This is a genomic window from Kosakonia sp. ML.JS2a, from assembly GCF_025642095.1.
In the GTDB taxonomy this organism is placed as follows: domain Bacteria; phylum Pseudomonadota; class Gammaproteobacteria; order Enterobacterales; family Enterobacteriaceae.
Genome location: NZ_CP106754.1, coordinates 3,372,719 through 3,394,294, shown reverse-complemented (window position 1 = coordinate 3,394,294; position 21,576 = coordinate 3,372,719). Strand labels below are relative to the sequence as shown.

Sequence of the window (21,576 nt, the reverse complement as noted above, 5' to 3'; positions counted from 1 at the left end):
CCCCATCCGGCACGGAGCCAGGTGGACGTTAAATATGAAACCTGAAGATTAAACATGACTGAATCTTTTGCTCAACTGTTTGAAGAATCCTTAAAAGAAATCGAAACCCGCCCGGGTTCCATCGTTCGTGGTGTTGTTGTTGCTATCGACAAAGACGTAGTACTGGTTGACGCCGGTCTGAAATCTGAGTCCGCCATTCCGGCTGAGCAGTTCAAAAACGCCCAGGGCGAGCTGGAAATCCAGGTTGGTGACGAAGTTGACGTTGCTCTGGATGCAGTAGAAGACGGCTTCGGTGAAACCCTGCTGTCCCGTGAAAAAGCTAAACGTCACGAAGCTTGGATCACGCTGGAAAAAGCTTACGAAGACGCTGAAACTGTTACCGGTGTTATCAACGGCAAAGTTAAAGGTGGCTTCACTGTTGAGCTGAACGGTATTCGTGCGTTCCTGCCAGGTTCTCTGGTAGACGTTCGTCCGGTCCGTGACACTCTGCACCTGGAAGGCAAAGAGCTTGAATTCAAAGTAATCAAGCTTGACCAGAAGCGTAACAACGTTGTTGTTTCCCGTCGTGCGGTTATCGAATCCGAGAACAGCGCAGAACGCGATCAGCTGCTGGAAAACCTGCAGGAAGGCATGGAAGTTAAAGGTATCGTTAAGAACCTCACTGACTACGGTGCATTCGTTGATCTGGGCGGCGTAGACGGCCTGCTGCACATCACTGACATGGCATGGAAACGCGTTAAGCATCCGAGCGAAATCGTAAACGTTGGCGACGAAATCACTGTTAAAGTGCTGAAATTCGATCGCGAACGTACTCGTGTATCTCTGGGCCTGAAACAGCTGGGCGAAGATCCGTGGGTAGCTATCGCTAAACGTTACCCGGAAGGCACCAAGCTGACTGGTCGCGTTACCAACCTGACCGACTACGGCTGCTTCGTTGAAATCGAAGAAGGCGTTGAAGGCCTGGTTCACGTTTCCGAAATGGATTGGACCAACAAAAACATCCACCCGTCCAAAGTTGTTAACGTTGGCGACGTAGTGGAAGTTATGGTTCTGGATATCGACGAAGAACGTCGTCGTATCTCCCTGGGCCTGAAACAGTGCAAATCCAACCCGTGGCAGCAGTTCGCTGAAACCCACAACAAGGGCGACCGCGTTGAAGGTAAAATCAAGTCTATCACTGACTTCGGTATCTTCATCGGCCTGGACGGCGGTATCGACGGCCTGGTTCACCTGTCTGACATCTCCTGGAACGTTGCAGGCGAAGAAGCAGTTCGTGAATACAAAAAAGGCGACGAAATCGCAGCCGTTGTTCTGCAGGTTGACGCAGAGCGTGAGCGTATCTCTCTGGGCGTTAAACAGCTCGCAGAAGATCCGTTCAACAACTACGTTGCACTGAACAAGAAAGGCGCAATCGTAAACGGTAAAGTCACTGCAGTTGACGCTAAAGGCGCAACCGTAGAACTGGCTGACGGCGTTGAAGGTTACCTGCGCGCTTCTGAAGCTTCCCGTGACCGCGTTGAAGACGCAACTCTGGTTCTGAATGTTGGCGACGATGTTGAAGCTAAATTCACCGGCGTTGACCGTAAGAACCGCGTAGTTAGCCTGTCTGTTCGTGCGAAAGACGAAGCTGACGAGAAAGATGCAATCGCTTCTGTTAACAACAAACAGGAAGAAGGCAACTTCTCTAACGCTATGGCTGAAGCTTTCAAAGCAGCGAAAGGCGAGTAAGTTACTCCCAACTTTGCGGACTGTAGTGACGAAGTTAACGCACTGCAGTTCGCAGGATGACGAGTCACTTGACAGATTGCAGGATTCGTCCTGTAATCAATGACAAAGGGCGGCTACGGCCGCCCTTGTTAAAGCTATTAAGCGAATTTTTGCCTTGAAGGAAACCGGAGGAATCATGACCAAGTCAGAATTGATCGAAAGACTTGCAAGCCAGCAATCGCATATCCCGGCAAAAGCCGTGGAAGATGCCGTAAAAGAGATGCTGGAGCATATGGCCTCTACTCTTGCCCAGGGTGAGCGCATTGAGATCCGCGGTTTCGGCAGTTTTTCTCTGCACTATCGTGCACCTCGCACCGGGCGTAACCCGAAAACAGGCGACAAAGTGGATCTGGAAGGAAAATATGTTCCCCACTTTAAACCGGGTAAAGAATTACGCGACCGCGCCAATATTTATGAATAAGGTTTAGCGAAGCGCTAAAACTTAAACAGCAAAAAAGCACCTTCGGGGTGCTTTTTTGTTTTGTGCCAGTCTGAATTTTTCGGGACTTTGCTCGTAATGCTTATTGCGTAAGATGTAACGCGGTAAAAACTTACCAGCCTGCGCCGCAAAAGGTTCATCACTCTCCAGACACTGCAACTGCAACGCCGCATACTTCCTGTGCAACAAGGAGGTGTGCATGACCTTACCTGCGCTCAGCGCCTGTATTATGGCCGGCATTTTGCCACTGCTGTGGCTGCCCGCTTTACCGGATATCCGTCTTGTCTGGTGCGTACTGGCTTTTGGCTGTCTGCTTGCGTACAGCCAAAAGCCGGTGCTGCGTTACTGCGGGTTCACGCTTCTGTTCTTTGTATGGGGGATCCTCGCAGCACAGCAAACCCTCTGGCCGACCCGACACCTGGCAGGTGGTAACCGCCATGTTGAGGTGATGCTTACCGAAACCGACAATATGACCCGCCACCAGGGGAAAATTCTCCGCCTGGACGGCGTGCGCCTTTATCCGGCTCCCGGCATTACCTTTTACGGGGAGTATCTTCCCCAGCAGGCCTGCAGCGGGCAACGTTGGGCGATGACAATTCGCGCTCGCCCGATACATGGGCAGCTCAATGATGGCGGTTTTGACTCCCAACGTTATGCTCTGGCATCCCATCAATCTTTAAGCGGGCGGATTATTCATGCCCAAATACTGGATGCTCATTGCAGCTGGCGTGCCGGGTATCTGCTGTCGCTGAGGGAGCAGTTGACGGCATACTCCTGGCAGCAGGTCATACTGGCTTTGGGAATGGGAGAGCGCTCAGCGCTGAACAGTGACGTGAAAAACGTGATGCGACAAACCGGCACGGCGCATCTGATGGCGATCTCCGGGTTGCATATCGCTCTTGCGTCTATGCTGGTGTGGCTTATCGTACGCGGTGTGCAGTTTTTCCTTCCCGCCCGGTGGATTGGTTGGCGGTTACCGTTGCTTTTAAGCGTGGGCGGCGCGATTGTCTATGCATGGCTAACGGGGTTGCAGCCTCCGGCTCTACGCACGGCGGTGGCGCTCAGTGCCTGGGCTATGTTAAGGCTTTCCGGTCGTCTGTGGTCGCCCTGGCAAGTATGGCTGTGCTGTGTGGCAACCATTTTATTTACCGATCCCCTTGCCGTTCTCTCTGACAGCCTTTGGCTGTCCGCTTTTGCAGTGGCTGCGCTGCTGTTTTGGTATCAGTGGCTCCCCACTCCTGGCTCACACCCGCGCTGGTGGGTGAGGGGCTGCATTAACCTCGTCTATTTGCAGGCGGGTATGACACTGCTGCTTCTGCCGATCCAGTTGTCGATATTCCACGGCATCAGCCTCAGCGCTCTGGTCGCGAACCTGGCGGCTATCCCGCTGGTCACTTTCGTTGCCGTACCCTTCATTCTGTTGGGTATGCTGCTGCATCTGACCGGGCCTTCAATAATGGAGACCGTTTGTTGGTCTGTCGCGGATAACACGCTGGAAATACTCTTCAGCTTTTTACGTTGGCTCCCTCAAGGCTGGTTGAACGTTGATATGCGCTGGCAGTGGCTGGCATGGGCGCCCTGGTGTGCGTTGATGGCCTGGCGTTTTAATCTGTGGCGCACAACGCCCGCTGTTTGCCTGGCATGTCTGGTGATGTTGGCTTTTCCATTCTGGCGAAGTGAGCGGGGTGGGGGATGGTCGGTACACATGCTGGATGTCGGGCACGGGCTGGCCATGGTCATTGAGCGTGATGGCAAAGCGATCCTTTATGATACAGGTGCGGCCTGGCCTGGCGGCGACAGCGGGCAGCAGTTAATTATCCCGTGGCTGCGCTGGCATGCGCTGGAGCCAGAAGGGGTTATCCTGAGTCATGAACATTTGGATCACCGGGGAGGGCTGAACAGTTTACTGAATAACTGGCCGGGAATGTGGGTGCGAAGCCCGTTGGGCTGGACGGGACATCAATCCTGTTTCCGCGGGGAAAGGTGGCAGTGGCAAGGGTTAAATTTCAGCGTTCACTGGCCCTTGCAAGGCTCAACGGCACAAGGTAATAACCGCTCATGCGTGGTTAGGGTAGATGATGGCCAGAACAGTATTTTGCTGACCGGCGATATTGAGGCGCAAGGGGAGATGGCGATGCTGAGTCGTTATTGGGAACATCTTGCTTCCACGCTGGTACAGGTACCCCATCATGGGAGCAATACCTCATCAACGTTGCCTTTTATTCAACGTGTCGCCGGTGAAGCTGCACTGGCGTCGGCATCTCGCTATAACGCCTGGCGATTGCCCTCGGCAAAAGTGACGACACGCTATCGCCAGCAAGGCTATCGCTGGTTCGATACGGCCCATCAGGGGCAGATAACGCTCTCTTTCTCATCGCAGGGCTGGGAAATCCATAGCTTACGAGATCAACTTTTACCTCGTTGGTATCATCAGTGGTTTGGCGTCCCCAGCGATAACAGGTAGAATATGCGGCTATTTCAACAAGTGCTGGTTTTTTGAATGCAGAACGATAAAGATCTCTCCACGTGGCAGACTTTCCGCCGACTTTGGCCAACCATTGCGCCTTTTAAAGCGGGTCTGATCGTGTCGGGGATAGCGTTAATCCTCAACGCAGCCAGCGATACTTTTATGCTATCGCTGCTCAAACCGTTACTGGATGATGGTTTTGGTAAAACGGACCGTTCAGTGCTGCTGTGGATGCCGCTGGTGGTTATCGGGCTGATGATCCTGCGTGGTATCACCAGTTATATCTCCAGCTACTGCATTTCCTGGGTTTCCGGAAAAGTGGTAATGACCATGCGCCGTCGTTTATTCGGCCACATGATGGGGATGCCTGTTTCCTTCTTTGACAAACAGTCCACAGGGACGCTGCTATCGCGAATCACTTACGATTCTGAACAGGTGGCGTCCTCTTCCTCCAGTGCGTTGATCACGGTGGTGCGCGAAGGCGCATCGATCATCGGCCTGTTTATTATGATGTTTTGGTATAGCTGGCAGCTGTCGGTGATCCTGATTGTGCTGGCGCCAATTGTGTCGCTCGCTATTCGCGTGGTGTCTAAACGCTTTCGCAACATCAGTAAAAACATGCAAAACACCATGGGGCAGGTGACCACCAGTGCGGAGCAAATGCTGAAAGGGCATAAAGAAGTGCTGATGTTTGGTGGTCAGCAAGTGGAAACCAGTCGTTTCGACAAAGTCAGCAACAAGATGCGTCTGCAGGGGATGAAAATGGTGTCAGCCTCATCCATTTCAGACCCGATCATTCAACTTATTGCCTCTCTTGCTCTGGCATTTGTGCTGTATGCAGCGAGCTTCCCAAGCGTGATGGATACGCTGACAGCCGGTACGATCACCGTGGTTTTCTCTTCGATGATTGCGCTGATGCGTCCGCTAAAATCGCTGACCAACGTCAATGCCCAATTCCAGCGCGGTATGGCTGCCTGCCAGACCTTGTTCGCGATCCTTGATAGCGAGCAGGAAAAAGATGAAGGCACCCTGGTGATTGAACGCGCCCGTGGGGATATCGAATTCCGCAATGTCACTTTCACATATCCGGGACGGGAAACCCCCGCGCTGCGTAATATCAATCTGACGATCCCTGCCGGGAAAACCGTTGCCCTGGTGGGGCGTTCTGGCTCCGGTAAATCGACGATGGCCAGCCTGATCACGCGTTTTTACGATATCGACGAAGGCCAAATCCTGATGGATGGCCACGATCTGCGTGAGTATAAACTGGCCTCGCTGCGCGATCAGGTTGCGCTGGTATCGCAAAATGTCCATTTGTTTAACGACACCGTTGCTAACAACATTGCCTATGCGCGTACCGAAGAGTACAGCCGCGAAGAGGTTGAGCAGGCTGCGAAGATGGCCTATGCCCTCGACTTTATCAATAAAATGGATCAAGGCCTGGACACGGTCATCGGTGAAAACGGCGTATTGCTCTCCGGCGGTCAGCGTCAGCGTATCGCCATTGCCCGCGCGCTGTTGCGAGATAGCCCAATCCTGATCCTCGATGAAGCGACCTCCGCGCTGGATACCGAGTCTGAACGCGCTATTCAGGCAGCGTTAAACGAGCTGCAAAAAAACCGTACTTCTATGGTGATTGCTCACCGTCTTTCGACCATTGAGCAAGCTGATGAGATAGTCGTGGTCGAGGATGGTCGCATCGTTGAACGCGGTAGCCATACCGAGTTGCTGGCGCACCGCGGTGTGTATGCTCAGCTTCACAAGATGCAGTTTGGCGAATGATAGCGCGCATCTGGTCCGGTGAATCTCCGCTGTGGCTGTTGCTGTTGCCGCTCTCCTGGCTCTATGGCCTGGTGAGCGGTGTTATTCGTCTTGCCTATCGTCTGGGTCTGAAGAAAGCCTGGCGCGCGCCTGTCCCGGTGGTCGTTGTGGGTAATCTGACCGCCGGCGGCAATGGTAAAACACCGGTGGTCATCTGGCTGGTTGAGCAGTTGCAGCAGCGCGGTATCCGTGTTGGCGTGGTTTCGCGTGGCTATGGCGGCAAAGCGGATCGTTATCCCCTGTTATTGACCTCAACCACCCCCACGGCGCAAGCCGGGGACGAGCCGGTATTGATTTATCAGCGCACGGGCGCGCCGGTTGCTGTCTCGCCTGTGCGGACCGAGGCTGTTAAAGCGATTCTGGCACAGCATCCGGTGCAACTTATTGTCACGGATGATGGTTTGCAGCACTACCGGCTTGCCCGTGATATGGAAATTGTGGTCATTGATGGTGTCAGGCGCTTTGGCAATGGCTGGTGGTTGCCTGCCGGACCGATGCGCGAGCGCGCTTCACGTCTGAAAACAGTCAATGCCGTCATCACCAATGGCGGCGTGGCAAAGCGCGACGAAATCCCGATGCGTCTGCGGCCCGGGATGGCTATCAACCTGCATACCGGCGAGCACCGTGAAGTTCGCGATCTGGAGCATGTGGTGGCGATGGCGGGCATTGGCCATCCCCCTCGTTTTTTTACTACCCTTGCTGAAAGTGGCGTAACGCTGGAAAAGACGGTAGCACTGGCCGATCATCAGGCGCTCACCCATAATGATGTCCACGCACTGGTGAAACCCGGTCAGTCGTTAGTCATGACTGAGAAAGATGCCGTTAAGTGCCGCGCTTTTGCCGAAGACAACTGGTGGTATTTGCCTGTAGACGCACAACTGGAAGGCGAACGGGCGGAGAAATTACTGCAGGAATTGATCACTCTGGCGCGCTGACGACTGTTGCATCGGCTGCGCCCTGTTGACTTAACAGGAACTCCCATGTCTGTGCCGCACCTTTCATTGACCGCCGCCCGTCACCTGCATCTCGCCGCCCAAGGGCTCTTACGTAAACCCTCACGGCGCGCCAGACCTGCAGATATCCTCACCACCATTCAGCGTATGTCGCTGTTGCAAATTGATACCATCAATATTGTTGCCCGCAGCCCTTATCTGGTCCTGTTCAGCCGCCTGGGGCATTATCCGCCGCAGTGGCTGGATGAAGCCCTGAAAAACGGCGAGCTGATGGAGTACTGGGCGCATGAAGCCTGTTTTTTACCGCGTGAGGATTTTGCGCTGATGCGCCACCGCATGTTGTCGCCGGATAACATGGGGTGGAAATACCGCCAGGCATGGATGGAAGAGCATGCGGACGAAATTGCGCAGCTTATTGCGCATATCCAGCAAAATGGCCCGGTGCGTTCTGCGGATTTTGAACATCCACGTAAAGGCACCAGCGGTTGGTGGGAGTGGAAACCGCACAAACGCCATCTCGAAGGATTATTTACCGCCGGGAAAGTGATGGTGGTTGAGCGTCGGAATTTTCAGCGAGTTTATGATTTAACCCATCGGGTCATGCCGCACTGGGATGATACGCGAGATCTGTTACCGCAGGTCGAGGCCGAATTTCGCATGCTGGAGAATAGCGCGCGCAGTCTGGGGTTGTTTCGCGCTCAGTGGCTGGCGGATTACTATCGCCTGCGTCAACCCGCCTTACCTGTACTGCTGGAGCGTTTACAGGCCGCGCAAAAGATCTACCCGGTCAATGTCGAGAACATTGGCCCGGCATGGCTGCATGCTTCACTGCTGCCACTGCTGGAGCAGGCCGAGGCCGATAAACTGCGGGCCACGCACAGCGCGGTGCTTTCGCCGTTTGACCCGGTGGTGTGGGATCGCAAACGTGCAGAACAGCTGTTTGATTTCAGCTATCGACTGGAGTGCTATACCCCAGCACCAAAACGGCAATTCGGCTATTTTGTTCTGCCGCTGCTGCATCGCGGTCGGCTTGTCGGGCGTATGGATGCCAAGATGCACCGCAAAGAAGGGGTTCTGGAGGTTATAGCACTCTATCTTGAAGCGGGCGTGAAACCCGGCGACGCACTGGAAAAGGGGCTGCAAGCTGCAATAACCGATTTTGCCCGTTGGCAGGGCGCGCAGCGGGTCACCTTTTCTCGCCTGCCGGAAGGGCTGTTTTTGGCATTGCGCGCTGGTCTGGAAACAGGCGCGGTGTAAGAATTGAATATGTTAAGCTTAACCCGTTAATTGTCGGTGCATCAGGAGGAAAAATGGATCACCGTTTACTTGAAATCATCGCCTGCCCGGTTTGTAACGGCAAACTTTACTACACCCAGGATAAGCAGGAGCTGATCTGCAAAGTGGATAGCCTTGCATTTCCTGTCCGGGAAGGTATTCCAGTGCTGCTGGAAAACGAAGCCCGTTCGTTAACTGCCGAAGAGAGCCGTCCATGAGTTTTGTGGTGATAATTCCTGCGCGTTATGCTTCGACACGCCTGCCGGGTAAACCCTTAGTGGATATTAATGGTAAACCGATGGTGGTGCATGTGCTGGAGCGCGCCCGTGAATCGGGAGCGGAACGCATCATTGTGGCTACGGATAACGAAGCGGTGAAGCGTGCAGTGGAAGCTGTGGGCGGTGAAGTGTGTATGACCCGTGCCGATCACCAGTCCGGGACTGAGCGTCTGGCAGAAGTGGTGGAAAAATGCGGTTTCAGCGATGACACCGTGATTGTCAACGTGCAGGGCGATGAGCCGATGATCCCACCGGCTATTATCCGCCAGGTTGCAGAAAACCTGGCCGCGCGCGAGGTTGGCATGGCGACATTGGCCGTGCCAATTCACAGTGCGGAAGAGGCGTTCAATCCGAATGCGGTGAAAGTGGTGATGGATGCCGAAGGTTATGCGCTCTATTTTTCCCGCGCCACCATTCCCTGGGATCGCGATCGCTTTGCACTTTCCCGCGAAACGATTGGCGATACCTTCCTGCGTCATATTGGCATTTACGGCTATCGCGCCGGTTTTATCCGCCGTTATGTCAGCTGGCAAACCAGCCCGCTTGAGCAGATTGAGATGCTGGAGCAACTGCGTGTGCTCTGGTATGGCGAGAAAATACATGTCGCGGTGGCAAGCGTTGTTCCCGGCACCGGTGTCGATACGCAAGACGATCTGGAGCGCGTTCGCGCGGAACTGCATTAATCTCCTCATCCCCTTCATTCGGAGGGGATTTCTCTTCAAGCCGCTAAATTCTTAAACTGTTTTGATCTCATCAGGGTGACATCTCGCGCCCTGGCGCTCATTATAAAAGCAGTAGTCTTGATGAGGGCATCTGCTATGGAACAACTGCGCGCCGAACTAAGTCATCTGCTGGGAGAAAAATTGAGTCGTATGGAGTGCGTCAGCGAAAAACCTGACTCGGCACTCTGGTCCTTATATGACAGTAAGGGCAACCCGATGCCATTACTGGCGAGAAGCTTCTCCACGCCGGGTCTTGCGCGACAGTTGGCCTGGAAAATTTCAATGCTCGCACGCAGCGGTACGGTGCGGATGCCGGTGGTCTACGGCGTCATGACCCATGAAGAGCATCCGGGGCCGGATGTGCTGCTGATTGAACGTCTGCGCGGTGTTCCCGTTGAAGCGCCAGCCCGTACGCCGGAACGCTGGGAGCAACTGAAAGATCAGATTGTTGAAGGGCTGCTCGGCTGGCACCGGCAGGACAGTCACGGCTGCGTAGGAACGGTCGACAGCACGCAGGAAAACATCTGGCCATCCTGGTATCGCCAGCGTGTAGAAGTGCTGTGGACTACTCTTAATCAGTATCACAATACCGGGCTAACAATGCAGGATAAACGCGTGCTGTTTCGCACCCGGGAGTGCCTGCCTGCGTTGTTTGAAGGGTTTAACGATAATTGTGTGTTGGTGCACGGTAGCTTTAATCTGCGTAGCATGCTGAAAGATGCCCGTAGCGATCAGTTACTGGCGATGGTCGGGCCGGGCATTATGCTGTGGGCGCCGCGTGAATATGAACTGTTCCGTCTGGCGGATGGCGCGCAGGCAGAAGGTTTGCTCTGGCACTACTTACAGCGTGCACCAGTGGCGGAGTCGTTCCTCTGGCGACGCTGGCTGTATCTGTTATGGGATGAAGTGGCGCAACTAGTGAATACCGGGCAGTTCAGCCGCACCAACTTCGAACTGGCCTCTAAATCACTGCTCCCCTGGCTCTCCTGAGCTGCCTTTCAGCCACTGCCAGACTCTTCCCAGCGTTTCATATCCCACCCGGTCGCTGTGCAGCAGCCAGACCGGGGAGGGGATAACCCGTTCCCAGGGATTAAGCGGTGAGGTGACCGCCAGCTGGTTGGCAGGGGCGGGAAGAGGATGCAGCCCGACATGCTGGAAAAAGATCATTGCCCGTGGCAGATGCGATGCGGAGGTGACCAGCAGGAAAGGCGCATCGCCAATCGCTGCTTTGACCGCCGCTGCTTCCTCTTCCGTATCTTTCGGTTCATCGAGCGTGATGATGTTGCTACGCGGTACGCCCAGGCTTTCCGCCACGCGTGCGCCAGCTTCGGCAGTGCTGACCGGGTTGGTTTTAGCCGCCGCGCCGGTAAAGATAAGTTTTGCACCAGGGTTCGCCAGCCACAGGCGGATCCCTTCATTGAGCCGCGGTAAGCTGTTGCTGATCAGATTAGAACTGGGGGCCCAGTCGTCGTTCCAGGTATAGCCACCGCCGAGGATCACGATATATTTTACCGGCTGAGTACCGCGCCAGGTGGGGTATTTATCTTCGATAGGTTTTAACAGACCATCGGCGACAGGTTGCAGGCTTAACAGCAACAGCGCCACCCAGCCAAGGGTGACAACCGCTTTGCCGGTTTTTTGCCAGCGGCTAAACCACACCAGCGCGAGACCCAAACCGATCAGTAAAAGCAAGAAAGGCAGGGGCAGCATCAGGCCGCCAATGTATTTTTTGAGGGTAAAAAGCACCGTATCCGTCTCCTTTTTGAGCATACAGCAGGTGATTTCAGCGGATCTTACATCAGGTGGGTTCATTATCGTTACGGCTGTGACAAAATAGCGGTTTTGTCGCAAGCGTGGAGCGGCCATGAAGGATCGAAATTTCGACGACATCGCGGAGAAATTCTCACGCAACATCTATGGCACTACCAAAGGCCAGTTGCGTCAGGCAATCCTCTGGCAGGATCTTGATGTATTGCTGGCGTCAATGGGACCAGGCACATTACACGTGCTGGATGCTGGCGGCGGAGAAGGGCAAACGGCGATCCGTATGGCGCAGCGCGGCCATCAGGTGACGCTGTGCGATGTGTCAAAAGAGATGATTGCACGTGCGCAGGCTGCGGCAGACGAGAAAGGTGTGAGCGGTAACATGCATTTCGTACAATGCGCCGCTCAGGACATTGCGCAGCATTTGGAATCGCCGGTTGATCTGATATTGTTCCATGCTGTGCTTGAATGGGTCGCGGAACCCGTCAGCGTATTGCAGACCTTATGGTCGGTGTTGCGCCCTGGCGGTGCGTTGTCGTTGATGTTCTATAACGCCGACGGGCTATTGATGCACAATATGGTGGCAGGGAATTTTGATTACGTGCGGGCCGGTATGCCGAAACGTAAAAAGCGGACTCTCTCCCCGGACCATCCGCGCGTTCCAGCGGATGTCTACGGCTGGCTTGAACAGATTGGCTGGCAGATAACCGGTAAAACCGGTGTACGTGTTTTTCACGATTACCTTCGCGAGAAACACCAGCAGCACGACTGTTTCGATGCATTGCTTGAACTGGAAACACGCTATTGCCGCCAGGAGCCGTACATCAGTCTCGGCCGCTATATTCACGTGACCGCGCTTAGGCCGCAAATCGATGGAAGGACAAACGATGAGTGAATTTTCCCAGACAGTCCCCGAACTGGTTGCCTGGGCCAGAAAGAATGATTTCTCCATCTCGCTACCGGTCGACAGGCTCTCTTTTTTGCTGGCTGTCGCCACGCTTAACGGCGAGCGTCTGGACGGTGAAATGAGCGAAGGCGAGCTGGTGGATGCCTTTCGTTATGTGAGTGATGCATTTGAACAAACCAGTGAAACCATCATTCAGCGCGCCAACAACGCCATTAACGATATGGTGCGTCAGCGTTTATTAAACCGTTTCACCAGTGAGTTAACGGAAGGCAATGCGATCTACCGTTTGACGCCGTTGGGTATCGGTATCACGGACTACTACATCCGTCAGCGCGAGTTTTCTACGCTGCGCCTCTCGATGCAGTTGTCGATCGTGGCGGGGGAGTTAAAACGCGCTGCCGATGCGGCGGACGAGGGCGGTGATGAGTTTCACTGGCACCGTAACGTCTATGCGCCGTTAAAATATTCGGTGGCGGAGATCTTCGACAGTATCGATCTCACCCAACGTGTGATGGATGAGCAGCAGCAGCAGGTGAAAGATGACATTGCCCAGTTGCTGAACAAAGACTGGCGCGCGGCGATTTCCAGTTGCGAAATGTTGCTGTCGGAAACCTCCGGCACCCTGCGTGAGTTGCAGGACACGCTGGAAGCCGCCGGAGACAAATTGCAGGCCAATTTGCTGCGCATCCAGGATGCGACCATGGCGCACAGCGATTTGGAGTTCCTCGACCAGTTGGTGTTCAACCTGCAAAGCAAGCTGGACCGCATTGTGAGCTGGGGCCAACAGGCGATTGACCTGTGGATCGGCTATGACCGTCACGTGCATAAATTTATCCGTACTGCCATTGATATGGATAAAAACCGCGTCTTTGCCCAACGTCTGCGCCAGTCGGTACAGTCTTATTTCGACGCCCCATGGGCACTGACTTACGCCAATGCTGACCGCTTACTCGATATGCGCGATGAAGAGATGGCGCTGCGCGACGAAGAAGTCACCGGCGAACTTCCACCGGATCTGGAGTTCGAAGAGTTTAACGAAATCCGCGAGCAGCTTGCGGCGATGATCGAGCAGCAACTGGCAATTTATAAGACCAAAGGGGTGCCGTTGGATCTCGGCCTGGTGGCCCGCGAGTATCTGGCGCAGTATCCACGCGTTCGTCATTTCGACATTGCGCGCATTGTGGTTGATCAGGCGGTACGTCTCGGCGTAGCGCAAGCAGATTTCACCGGCCTGCCGCCGAAATGGCAGCCGATTAATGATTACGGAGCCAAGGTACAGGCGCATGTCATCGACAAATATTGAACAAGTGATGCCGGTTAAACTGGCGCAGGCATTGGCTAACTCGCTGTTTCCGGCGCTGGACAGCGCACTACGCTCGGGCAGACATATTGGTCTCGACGAGCTGGATAATCACGCCTTTTTAATGGATTTCCAGGAGTACCTGGAAGAGTTTTACGCTCGCTACAACGTTGAGTTGATCCGCGCGCCGGAAGGTTTCTTCTACCTGCGCCCGCGTTCAACCACGCTTATCCCGCGTTCGGTGCTTTCCGAACTGGATATGATGGTCGGCAAAATCCTCTGCTACCTCTATCTCAGCCCGGAACGTCTGGCCAATGAAGGGATTTTCACCCAGCAGGAGCTGTATGACGAGCTGCTGTCGCTGGCGGATGAACCGAAACTGTTGAAGCTGGTTAACAACCGCTCAACCGGTTCTGACCTGGACCGGCAAAAACTGCAGGAAAAGGTGCGTTCCTCGTTAAACCGTCTGCGCCGCCTTGGCATGATTTGGTTTATGGGTAATGACAGCAGCAAGTTCCGCATCACTGAATCGGTGTTCCGCTTTGGCGCGGATGTCCGTTCAGGCGATGATCCGCGTGAGGCGCAACTGCGCATGATCCGCGACGGTGAAGCGATGCCTGTCGAAAACCACCTGCAGCTCAATGATGAGCCTGAAGACAATCAGCCGGATAGCTCGGAGGAAGAGTAATGATCGATCGCGGTAAGTTTCGTTCGCTAACGCTGATTAACTGGAACGGCTTTTTTGCCCGCACCTTTGACCTGGATGAGCTGGTAACCACCCTCTCCGGGGGGAACGGCGCCGGGAAATCCACCACTATGGCGGCGTTTGTCACCGCATTGATCCCGGATCTGACGCTGCTGCATTTCCGTAACACCACCGAAGCCGGGGCCACGTCGGGCTCCCGCGATAAGGGTCTGCACGGGAAGTTAAAAGCGGGTGTCTGTTATTCAGTGCTCGATGTGATCAACTCCCGTCATCAGCGTGTGCTGGTGGGGGTGCGTCTGCAGCAGGTTGCCGGTCGCGATCGCAAAGTGGACATCAAACCGTTTGCCATTCAGGGCCTGCCGACAGCCGTGCTGCCGACCCAGTTATTGACGGAAACCCTGAACGAACGCCAGGCGCGAGTTTTGTCGCTGCAGGAAGTGAAAGACAAACTGGATGCGATGGAAGGCGTACAGTTTAAGCAGTTCAACTCCATCACCGACTACCATGCGCTGATGTTCGATCTGGGCATTGTCGCGCGGCGTCTGCGTTCTGCTTCGGATCGCAGTAAGTTCTATCGCCTGATTGAGGCCTCGCTGTACGGCGGGATCTCCAGCGCCATTACCCGCTCTCTGCGTGATTACCTGTTACCGGAAAACAGCGGCGTTCGTAAGGCGTTCCAGGACATGGAAGCCGCGCTACGTGAAAACCGCATGACGCTGGAAGCGATCCGTGTGACCCAGTCGGATCGCGATCTGTTTAAGCATTTAATTAGTGAAGCCACCAACTATGTGGCGGCGGATTATATGCGCCACGCTAACGAACGTCGGGTGCATCTGGATAAGGCACTGGAGTTCCGTCGTGAACTGTTTACCTCGCGTCAGCAACTGGCGGCGGAACAATACAAGCATGTGGATATGGCGCGCGAGCTCTCTGAGCACGCCGGATCGGAAGGGGATCTGGAAGCAGATTATCAGGCCGCCAGCGATCACCTGAATCTGGTGCAGACCGCACTGCGTCAGCAGGAAAAAATTGAGCGCTACGAAGCGGATCTGGACGAGCTGAGCATTCGTCTCGAAGAGCAGCATGAAGTGGTGGCGGAAGCCGCTGAGCGCCAGGAAGAGAACGAAGCCCGTGCCGACGCGGCGGAACTGGAAGTGGATGAGCTGAAAAGCCAGCTTGCAGACTACCAGCAGGCGCTGGACGTGCAGCAAACCCGCGCTATCCAGTACAACCAGGCTCTGCAAGCGTTACAGCGTGCGAAAGAGCTGTGCCGTCTGCCGGATCTGACGGCGGAAACCGCCGATGAATGGCTGGAAACCTTCCAGGCGAAAGAGCTGGAAGCCACAGAAAAACTGCTGTCACTGGATCAAAAACTGAGCGTTGCCCAGACGGCGCACAGCCAGTTTGAGCAGGCGTATCAACTGGTGGCGGCAATCAATGGCCCGCTGGCCCGTGATGAAGCCTGGGATGTCGCCCGCGACTTATTGCGCGATGGCGTTAACCAGCGCCATTTAGCAGAGCAGGTTCAGCCGCTGCGTATGCGCCTGAATGAACTGGAGCAGCGTCTGCGCGAGCAGCAGGACGCTGAACGTTTGCTGGCGGAGTTCTGCAAACGTCAGGGCAAGCAGTACGACGCCGAAGAGTTAGAGGCGCTGCATCAGCAACTGGAAGCGCAAATCGCGGCACTGTCCGATAACGTTGCTGCTGCGGGTGAACAGCGCATGGCGATGCGTCAGGAACTGGAGCAACTGCAATCACGCATTCAGTCACTGACTAAACGCGCCCCTGTCTGGCTGGCAGCGCAGAGCAGCCTGACGCAACTGAGTGAGCAGAGCGGCGAGCAGTTTGAATCCGGTCAGGATGTGACCGAATACCTGCAACAACTGCTGGAGCGTGAGCGTGAAGCCATCGTTGAACGTGACGAAGTTGGCGCGCGCAAACGCGCAGTGGATGACGAAATTGAACGTTTAAGTCAACCTGGCGGCGCGGAAGACGGGCGTCTGAATGCGCTGGCGGAACGCTTTGGCGGCGTGCTGCTGTCGGAAATTTACGATGATGTTAGCATTGACGATGCGCCGTACTACTCTGCGTTATACGGTCCGTCGCGCCATGCCATCGTGGTGCCGGATCTGTCGCAGATCGCTGAAATGCTGGAAGGTCTGGATGATTGCCCGGAAGATCTCTATCTGATTGAAGGGGATCCGCAGTCCTTTGATGACAGCGTGTTTAGCGTTGATGAGCTGGAAAAAGCGGTGGTCGTGAAGATCGCAGATCGCCAGTGGCGTTACTCCCGTTTCCCGTCGCTGCCGCTGTTTGGCCGCGCGGCTCGCGAAAGCCGTATTGAAAGCCTGCACGCCGAACGTGAAGAACTGGCGGAACGCTTTGCCACCCTCTCTTTCGATGTGCAAAAAACGCAGCGTCTGCATCAGGCGTTCAGTCGCTTTATTGGCAGCCATCTGGCGGTGGCGTTCGAAGACGATCCGGAAGCGGAGATCCGCACGCTCAACAGCCGCCGCGGCGAGCTGGAGCGCGCCATCAGCGCCCATGAAAACGACAACCAGCAAAGTCGTGTACAGTTTGATCTGGCGAAAGAGGGCGTGGCGCAGCTTAACCGCTTGTTGCCACGCATCAACTTGCTGACTGACGACACGCTGGCGGATCGCGTGGATGAGATCCAGGAGCGTCTGGATGAGGCGCAGGAAGCCGCCCGCTTTATTCAGCAGTTTGGCAACCAACTGGCGAAACTGGAACCGATGGTGTCGGTGCTGCAAAGCGATCCGGAGCAGTTTGAACAGTTAAAAGAAGATTACGCTGCCTCACAGCAGGTACAGCGTGATGCGCGCCAGCAAGCGTTTGTGCTGGCGGAAGTGGTTCAACGTCGCGCCCATTTCAGCTATTCCGATGCGGCTGAAATGTTTAACGGCAACAACGATCTCAACGAAAAACTGCGTCAGCGCCTGGAGCAGGCGGAAGCGGAACGTACCAAAGCCCGTGAAGCGATGCGTAGCCATGCAGCGCAGTACAGTCAGTACAACCAGGTGCTGGCTTCGCTGAAGAGTTCGTTTGATACCAAAAAAGAGCTGCTTAACGATCTGCAAAAAGAGTTGCAGGACATCGGCGTACGCGCGGATGGCGGCGCGGAAGAGCGGGCGCGTATTCGCCGCGACGAACTGCATGCGCAACTCTCCACCAACCGTGCCCGTCGCAATCAACTGGAAAAAGCGATCACTTTCTGTGAAGCGGAGATGGATAACCTGACCCGCAGACTGCGCAAACTGGAACGTGATTATCATGAGATGCGCGAGCAGGTGGTGACCGCAAAAGCGGGCTGGTGTGCGGTAATGCGCATGGTGAAAGACAATGGCGTGGAACGTCGTTTGCACCGCCGTGAGCTGGCTTATCTCTCTGCTGACGAACTGCGTTCGATGTCGGATAAGGCGTTGGGGGCATTACGTCTGGCGGTATCAGACAATGAGCATCTTCGCGACGTGCTGCGTATGTCGGAAGATCCGAAACGTCCGGAGCGCAAGATCCAGTTCTTTGTCGCCGTGTATCAGCATCTGCGCGAGCGTATCCGTCAGGATATTATTCGTACTGACGATCCGGTTGAAGCCATTGAACAGATGGAGATCGAACTCAGCCGTCTGACGGAAGAGCTAACCTCCCGCGAACAGAAACTGGCAATCAGCTCCCGTAGCGTGGCGAACATTATTCGTAAAACCATCCAGCGCGAGCAGAACCGTATTCGTATGCTGAACCAGGGACTGCAAAGCGTCTCCTTCGGCCAGGTTAACAGCGTGCGCCTGAATGTGAATGTGCGGGAAAGCCATGCCACGTTGCTGACGGTGCTCTCTGAGCAACACGAGCAGCATCAGGATCTGTTTAACAGCAGCCGCCTGACCTTCTCGGAAGCGCTGGCGAAACTGTATCAGCGTTTGAACCCGCAAATCGATATGGGCCAGCGTACGCCGCAGACCATTGGTGAAGAGCTGCTGGACTACCGCAACTATCTGGAGATGGAAGTGGAAGTTAACCGTGGCTCCGATGGCTGGCTGCGTGCGGAATCCGGCGCGCTCTCCACCGGGGAGGCTATCGGTACCGGGATGTCGATTCTGGTGATGGTCGTGCAGAGCTGGGAAGATGAAGCCCGTCGCCTGCGCGGCAAAGATATTTCGCCGTGTCGTCTGCTGTTCCTCGATGAAGCGGCGCGTCTCGACGCCCGTTCCATTGCGACGTTGTTCGAGCTGTGCGAACGTCTGGAGATGCAGTTGATCATTGCCGCGCCGGAAAATATCAGCCCGGAAAAAGGCACTACGTATAAACTGGTGCGTAAAGTCTTCCAGAATCATGAACATGTGCATGTGGTCGGTCTGCGCGGCTTCGCGGCGCAACTACCGGAAACATTGCCGGGTACCGCAGACGCCTCATAGCGTTTGTGATGAATTCAAAGGGCGGCATATATGTCGCCCTTTTTTATTTTTGATCGCTATGCCTGCCGGTTTTTTATCTTTAAACTTCTTTACACCAGGTCAGGCAAATGGTTTTTGCTGTTTATATACTGATAGAAAGCTGACGAATTTGTCATGCGCAATGTGAGAGAAACAGGGGGCAAGGGATGTTGCTTGAGAAGTTGTATGGTCGTCGAATGTCGGCGCTGAGTTTGTGTCTGGCATTTGCATTCGCTCCGCTGTTTAGTGTGCAGGCCGATGAGCCTGAAGTGATACCTGTTGATAGCTCAGCCACGCAGGGCGATCAACCGACAGTCCTTGCACAACCGCTGGAACAGTCGCCTGCGACGGCAATGATGGCAGGCGTCGCGCCTTATCCTGCCGGTGTTTCCGTCGCGGCGGTACGCGCGCAGTTGCAGTCGCAATTACCCGCGAACTGGACGCCGCTCTATATGAATCAGCTCGCTGCGCTCTATGCCGCGCGGGGGCAAAAACCCATGTGGGACAACCGCGATGCGGTGCAGGCGTTTCAGCAACAACTGGCGGAAGTGGCGATTGCCGGTTTTCAGCCGCAATTTACCACCTGGGTTGAGCTGTTAACCGATCCTGGGGTGTCCGGTCTGGCGCGCGATATCGTGCTGTCGGATGCCATGCTGGGGTATCTGCATTTTGTTGAAGGTATTCAGGCTAAGGGCCAGCGCTGGCTCTACAGCGACAAACCCTACACGCTGGCGACGCCGGCTCTCTCCGTTATCAATCAGTGGCAGCTGGCGCTGGATAAGGGCACGCTGCCCGGTTTCATCACTAGCCTTGCTCCACATCACCCGCAATATACCGCAATGCACCAGTCGCTGCTGTCGCTGGTGGCCGATGCGCGCCCGTGGCCGCAATTAAAAGATACCGCGTCCCTGCGCCCCGGTCAGTGGAGCAACGACATCGCTGCGCTGCGCGAAATTTTGCAGCGTACCGGTATGCTGGACGGCGGTCCCAACATTGCGCTGCCGGGAGATGATGTCGCTGTTAGCCCGTCGGCTCAACCGGTGAAAAAAACGCACGCAGCGGCTGCGGCGCGCGGTCCCTATGATCGTCAACTGGTCGAGGCGGTGAAACGTTTTCAGTCCTGGCAGGGGCTGCATGCGGACGGCGTGATCGGTCAGTCAACGCGTGACTGGCTTAACGTCAGCCCGGCGCAACGCGCAGCTGTGCTGGCGCTGAATATTCAACGCCTCCGCTTGCTGCCTGGTAATCTCGCGACCGGAATTATGGTGAATATTCCGGAATATTCGCTGGTTTATTACCTGAACGGTAACCAGGTTCTGGCATCGAGGGTGATTGTCGGCCGACCCGATCGTAAGACGCCGATGATGAGCAGCGCGCTGAATAATGTCGTGGTCAACCCGCCGTGGAATGTTCCGCCAACGCTGGCGCGAAAAGACATTCTGCCGAAGGTGTGGAATGACCCAGGCTACCTTGAACGCCATGGCTATACCGTGCTGCGCGGCTGGAACAGCAAAGAAGCGATCGATCCTTCTATGGTGGATTGGGCGACGATTACACCATCAAACCTGCCTTTCCGGTTCCAGCAGGCACCTGGTGCGCAGAACTCGCTGGGTCGCTATAAGTTCAATATGCCGAGCTCTGAAGCCATCTATTTGCACGATACACCGAACCATAACCTGTTCCAGAAAGAGGCGCGGGCATTGAGTTCAGGCTGTGTGCGCGTGAATAAAGCGTCTGAATTGGCGAATATGCTGCTGCAGGATGCGGGCTGGAATGACACGCGCATTTCCGATGCGTTAAAGCAGGGGGATACCCGTTACGTTAATATCCGTCAGGATATTCCGGTCAATTTCTATTATTTGACGGCGTTTGTCGGAGCTGATGGCCGCACGCAGTATCGTACAGATATTTACAATTATGATCTGACGGCGCGATCCGGCGCACAAATCCTGCCAAAAGCGGAGCAATTAATCAGGTAAATGAAGCAGTTCGTAAAATAACGTTGTCGTAAGAAAAGGTGAAAAACGGGCCAGGTAAGCTACAGAGCCCGTATTTGCTGGGATGAGGCAACCTTGACGTGGACTTTGATGCCCGGTAAGGTGCCTCTCGTGCGCATAAAAGTGCATAAATTACGTTCAATTTTATGTTGCCTGAAGACCTGATTATCATGGATAAATTTGACGCTAATCGTCGCAAACTGCTTGCGTTAGGTGGAGTCGCTCTCGGCGCATCCTTCCTGCCGACGCAGGCATTTGCCACCCTTTCTACTCCGCGCCCGCGTATTCTGACGCTTAATAATCTTCATACCGGAGAATCTATTAAAGCCGAGTTTTTCGACGGCAGGGGCTATATTCAGGATGAATTAGCAAAACTTAACCACTTTTTCCGTGATTACCGCGCGAATAAGATCAAAAGCATCGATCCTGGTCTGTTTGACCAGCTATATCGTCTGCAGGGGCTGTTAGGAACACGCAAACCTGTGCAACTCGTTTCTGGTTATCGTTCTGTTGATACCAATAATGAACTTCGCGAGCACAGCCGTGGAGTAGCGAAAAAAAGTTATCACACCAAAGGCCAGGCCATGGATTTCCATATCGAAGGGATTTCTCTGAGCAATATTCGCAAAGCTGCGTTATCTCTACGCGCGGGTGGTGTAGGATATTACCCCAGCAGCAATTTTGTGCATATTGATACCGGGCCGCTTCGGCACTGGTAAACCTCAGGCCTGA

General features: G+C 54.8%; 16 protein-coding genes. 15 read left to right on the top strand and 1 reads right to left on the bottom strand.

Annotated features, from left to right (window positions below):
• The first annotated feature begins 54 nt into the window (after positions 1 to 54).
• From rpsA to N7922_RS16110, 9 genes are all read left to right on the top strand, one after another.
• The gene (gene rpsA, locus N7922_RS16150; protein ID WP_017456188.1) at positions 55 to 1,728 is read left to right on the top strand and encodes a 30S ribosomal protein S1; all 1,674 of its coding nucleotides are present in this window, start codon (positions 55 to 57) and stop codon (positions 1,726 to 1,728) included.
• A 175-nt stretch (positions 1,729 to 1,903) separates the two neighbouring features.
• Positions 1,904 to 2,188, top strand: a complete 285-nt coding sequence (ihfB, locus tag N7922_RS16145; RefSeq protein WP_007374142.1) for an integration host factor subunit beta — start codon at positions 1,904 to 1,906, stop codon at positions 2,186 to 2,188.
• A 217-nt stretch (positions 2,189 to 2,405) separates the two neighbouring features.
• Positions 2,406 to 4,670 (top strand): ComEC family protein, encoded by a 2,265-nt coding sequence (locus N7922_RS16140; protein WP_263097286.1) that lies wholly within the window; start codon positions 2,406 to 2,408, stop codon positions 4,668 to 4,670.
• Between the two features lie 36 nt (positions 4,671 to 4,706).
• A complete protein-coding gene (gene msbA, locus N7922_RS16135) occupies positions 4,707 to 6,455 on the top strand; it encodes a lipid A ABC transporter ATP-binding protein/permease MsbA (RefSeq protein ID WP_263097285.1) in 1,749 nt (582 codons plus the stop codon).
• The gene (gene lpxK / locus N7922_RS16130) at positions 6,452 to 7,429 is read left to right on the top strand and encodes a tetraacyldisaccharide 4'-kinase (RefSeq protein WP_263097284.1); all 978 of its coding nucleotides are present in this window, start codon (positions 6,452 to 6,454) and stop codon (positions 7,427 to 7,429) included. Before msbA ends, lpxK begins: the two co-directional genes overlap by 4 nt.
• A gap of 45 nt (positions 7,430 to 7,474) precedes the next feature.
• On the top strand, positions 7,475 to 8,704 hold the full coding sequence (locus N7922_RS16125) for a winged helix-turn-helix domain-containing protein (protein ID WP_263097282.1): 1,230 nt from the start codon (positions 7,475 to 7,477) through the stop codon (positions 8,702 to 8,704).
• Between the two features lie 53 nt (positions 8,705 to 8,757).
• Positions 8,758 to 8,940 (top strand): protein YcaR, encoded by a 183-nt coding sequence (gene ycaR, locus N7922_RS16120; protein WP_263097281.1) that lies wholly within the window; start codon positions 8,758 to 8,760, stop codon positions 8,938 to 8,940.
• Positions 8,937 to 9,683, top strand: a complete 747-nt coding sequence (kdsB, locus tag N7922_RS16115; RefSeq protein WP_263097280.1) for a 3-deoxy-manno-octulosonate cytidylyltransferase — start codon at positions 8,937 to 8,939, stop codon at positions 9,681 to 9,683. Before ycaR ends, kdsB begins: the two co-directional genes overlap by 4 nt.
• Positions 9,684 to 9,818: 135 nt before the next feature.
• A complete protein-coding gene (locus N7922_RS16110) occupies positions 9,819 to 10,712 on the top strand; it encodes a YcbJ family phosphotransferase (RefSeq protein WP_263097279.1) in 894 nt (297 codons plus the stop codon).
• Here the strand turns inward: N7922_RS16110 and elyC are convergent.
• On the bottom strand, positions 10,689 to 11,468 hold the full coding sequence (gene elyC, locus N7922_RS16105) for an envelope biogenesis factor ElyC (protein WP_263097278.1): 780 nt from the start codon (positions 11,466 to 11,468) through the stop codon (positions 10,689 to 10,691). The two genes, N7922_RS16110 and elyC, sit on opposite strands and share 24 nt — an antisense overlap.
• A 118-nt stretch (positions 11,469 to 11,586) precedes the next feature.
• Between elyC and cmoM the strand changes: the two genes are divergently transcribed.
• The 6 genes from cmoM to N7922_RS16075 all read left to right on the top strand — a co-directional run bounded on the left by cmoM (position 11,587) and on the right by N7922_RS16075 (position 21,563).
• Positions 11,587 to 12,381 (top strand): tRNA uridine 5-oxyacetic acid(34) methyltransferase CmoM, encoded by a 795-nt coding sequence (cmoM, locus tag N7922_RS16100; RefSeq protein ID WP_263097276.1) that lies wholly within the window; start codon positions 11,587 to 11,589, stop codon positions 12,379 to 12,381.
• Entirely contained in the window at positions 12,374 to 13,696 is a 1,323-nt protein-coding gene (gene mukF / locus N7922_RS16095; RefSeq protein ID WP_134318371.1) for a chromosome partition protein MukF, read from the top strand. Before cmoM ends, mukF begins: the two co-directional genes overlap by 8 nt.
• Entirely contained in the window at positions 13,677 to 14,381 is a 705-nt protein-coding gene (gene mukE, locus N7922_RS16090; RefSeq protein WP_061494688.1) for a chromosome partition protein MukE, read from the top strand. The genes mukF and mukE overlap by 20 nt, the downstream gene beginning before the upstream one ends.
• Positions 14,381 to 18,829, top strand: coding sequence for a chromosome partition protein MukB (mukB, locus tag N7922_RS16085; protein ID WP_263097275.1), 4,449 nt, complete (start codon positions 14,381 to 14,383; stop codon positions 18,827 to 18,829). Before mukE ends, mukB begins: the two co-directional genes overlap by 1 nt.
• A 185-nt stretch (positions 18,830 to 19,014) precedes the next feature.
• Entirely contained in the window at positions 19,015 to 20,826 is a 1,812-nt protein-coding gene (gene ldtD / locus N7922_RS16080) for a L,D-transpeptidase (RefSeq protein WP_263097274.1), read from the top strand.
• A 188-nt stretch (positions 20,827 to 21,014) separates the two neighbouring features.
• Positions 21,015 to 21,563, top strand: a complete 549-nt coding sequence (locus N7922_RS16075; RefSeq protein WP_263097273.1) for a YcbK family protein — start codon at positions 21,015 to 21,017, stop codon at positions 21,561 to 21,563.
• Positions 21,564 to 21,576: the final 13 nt, after the last annotated feature.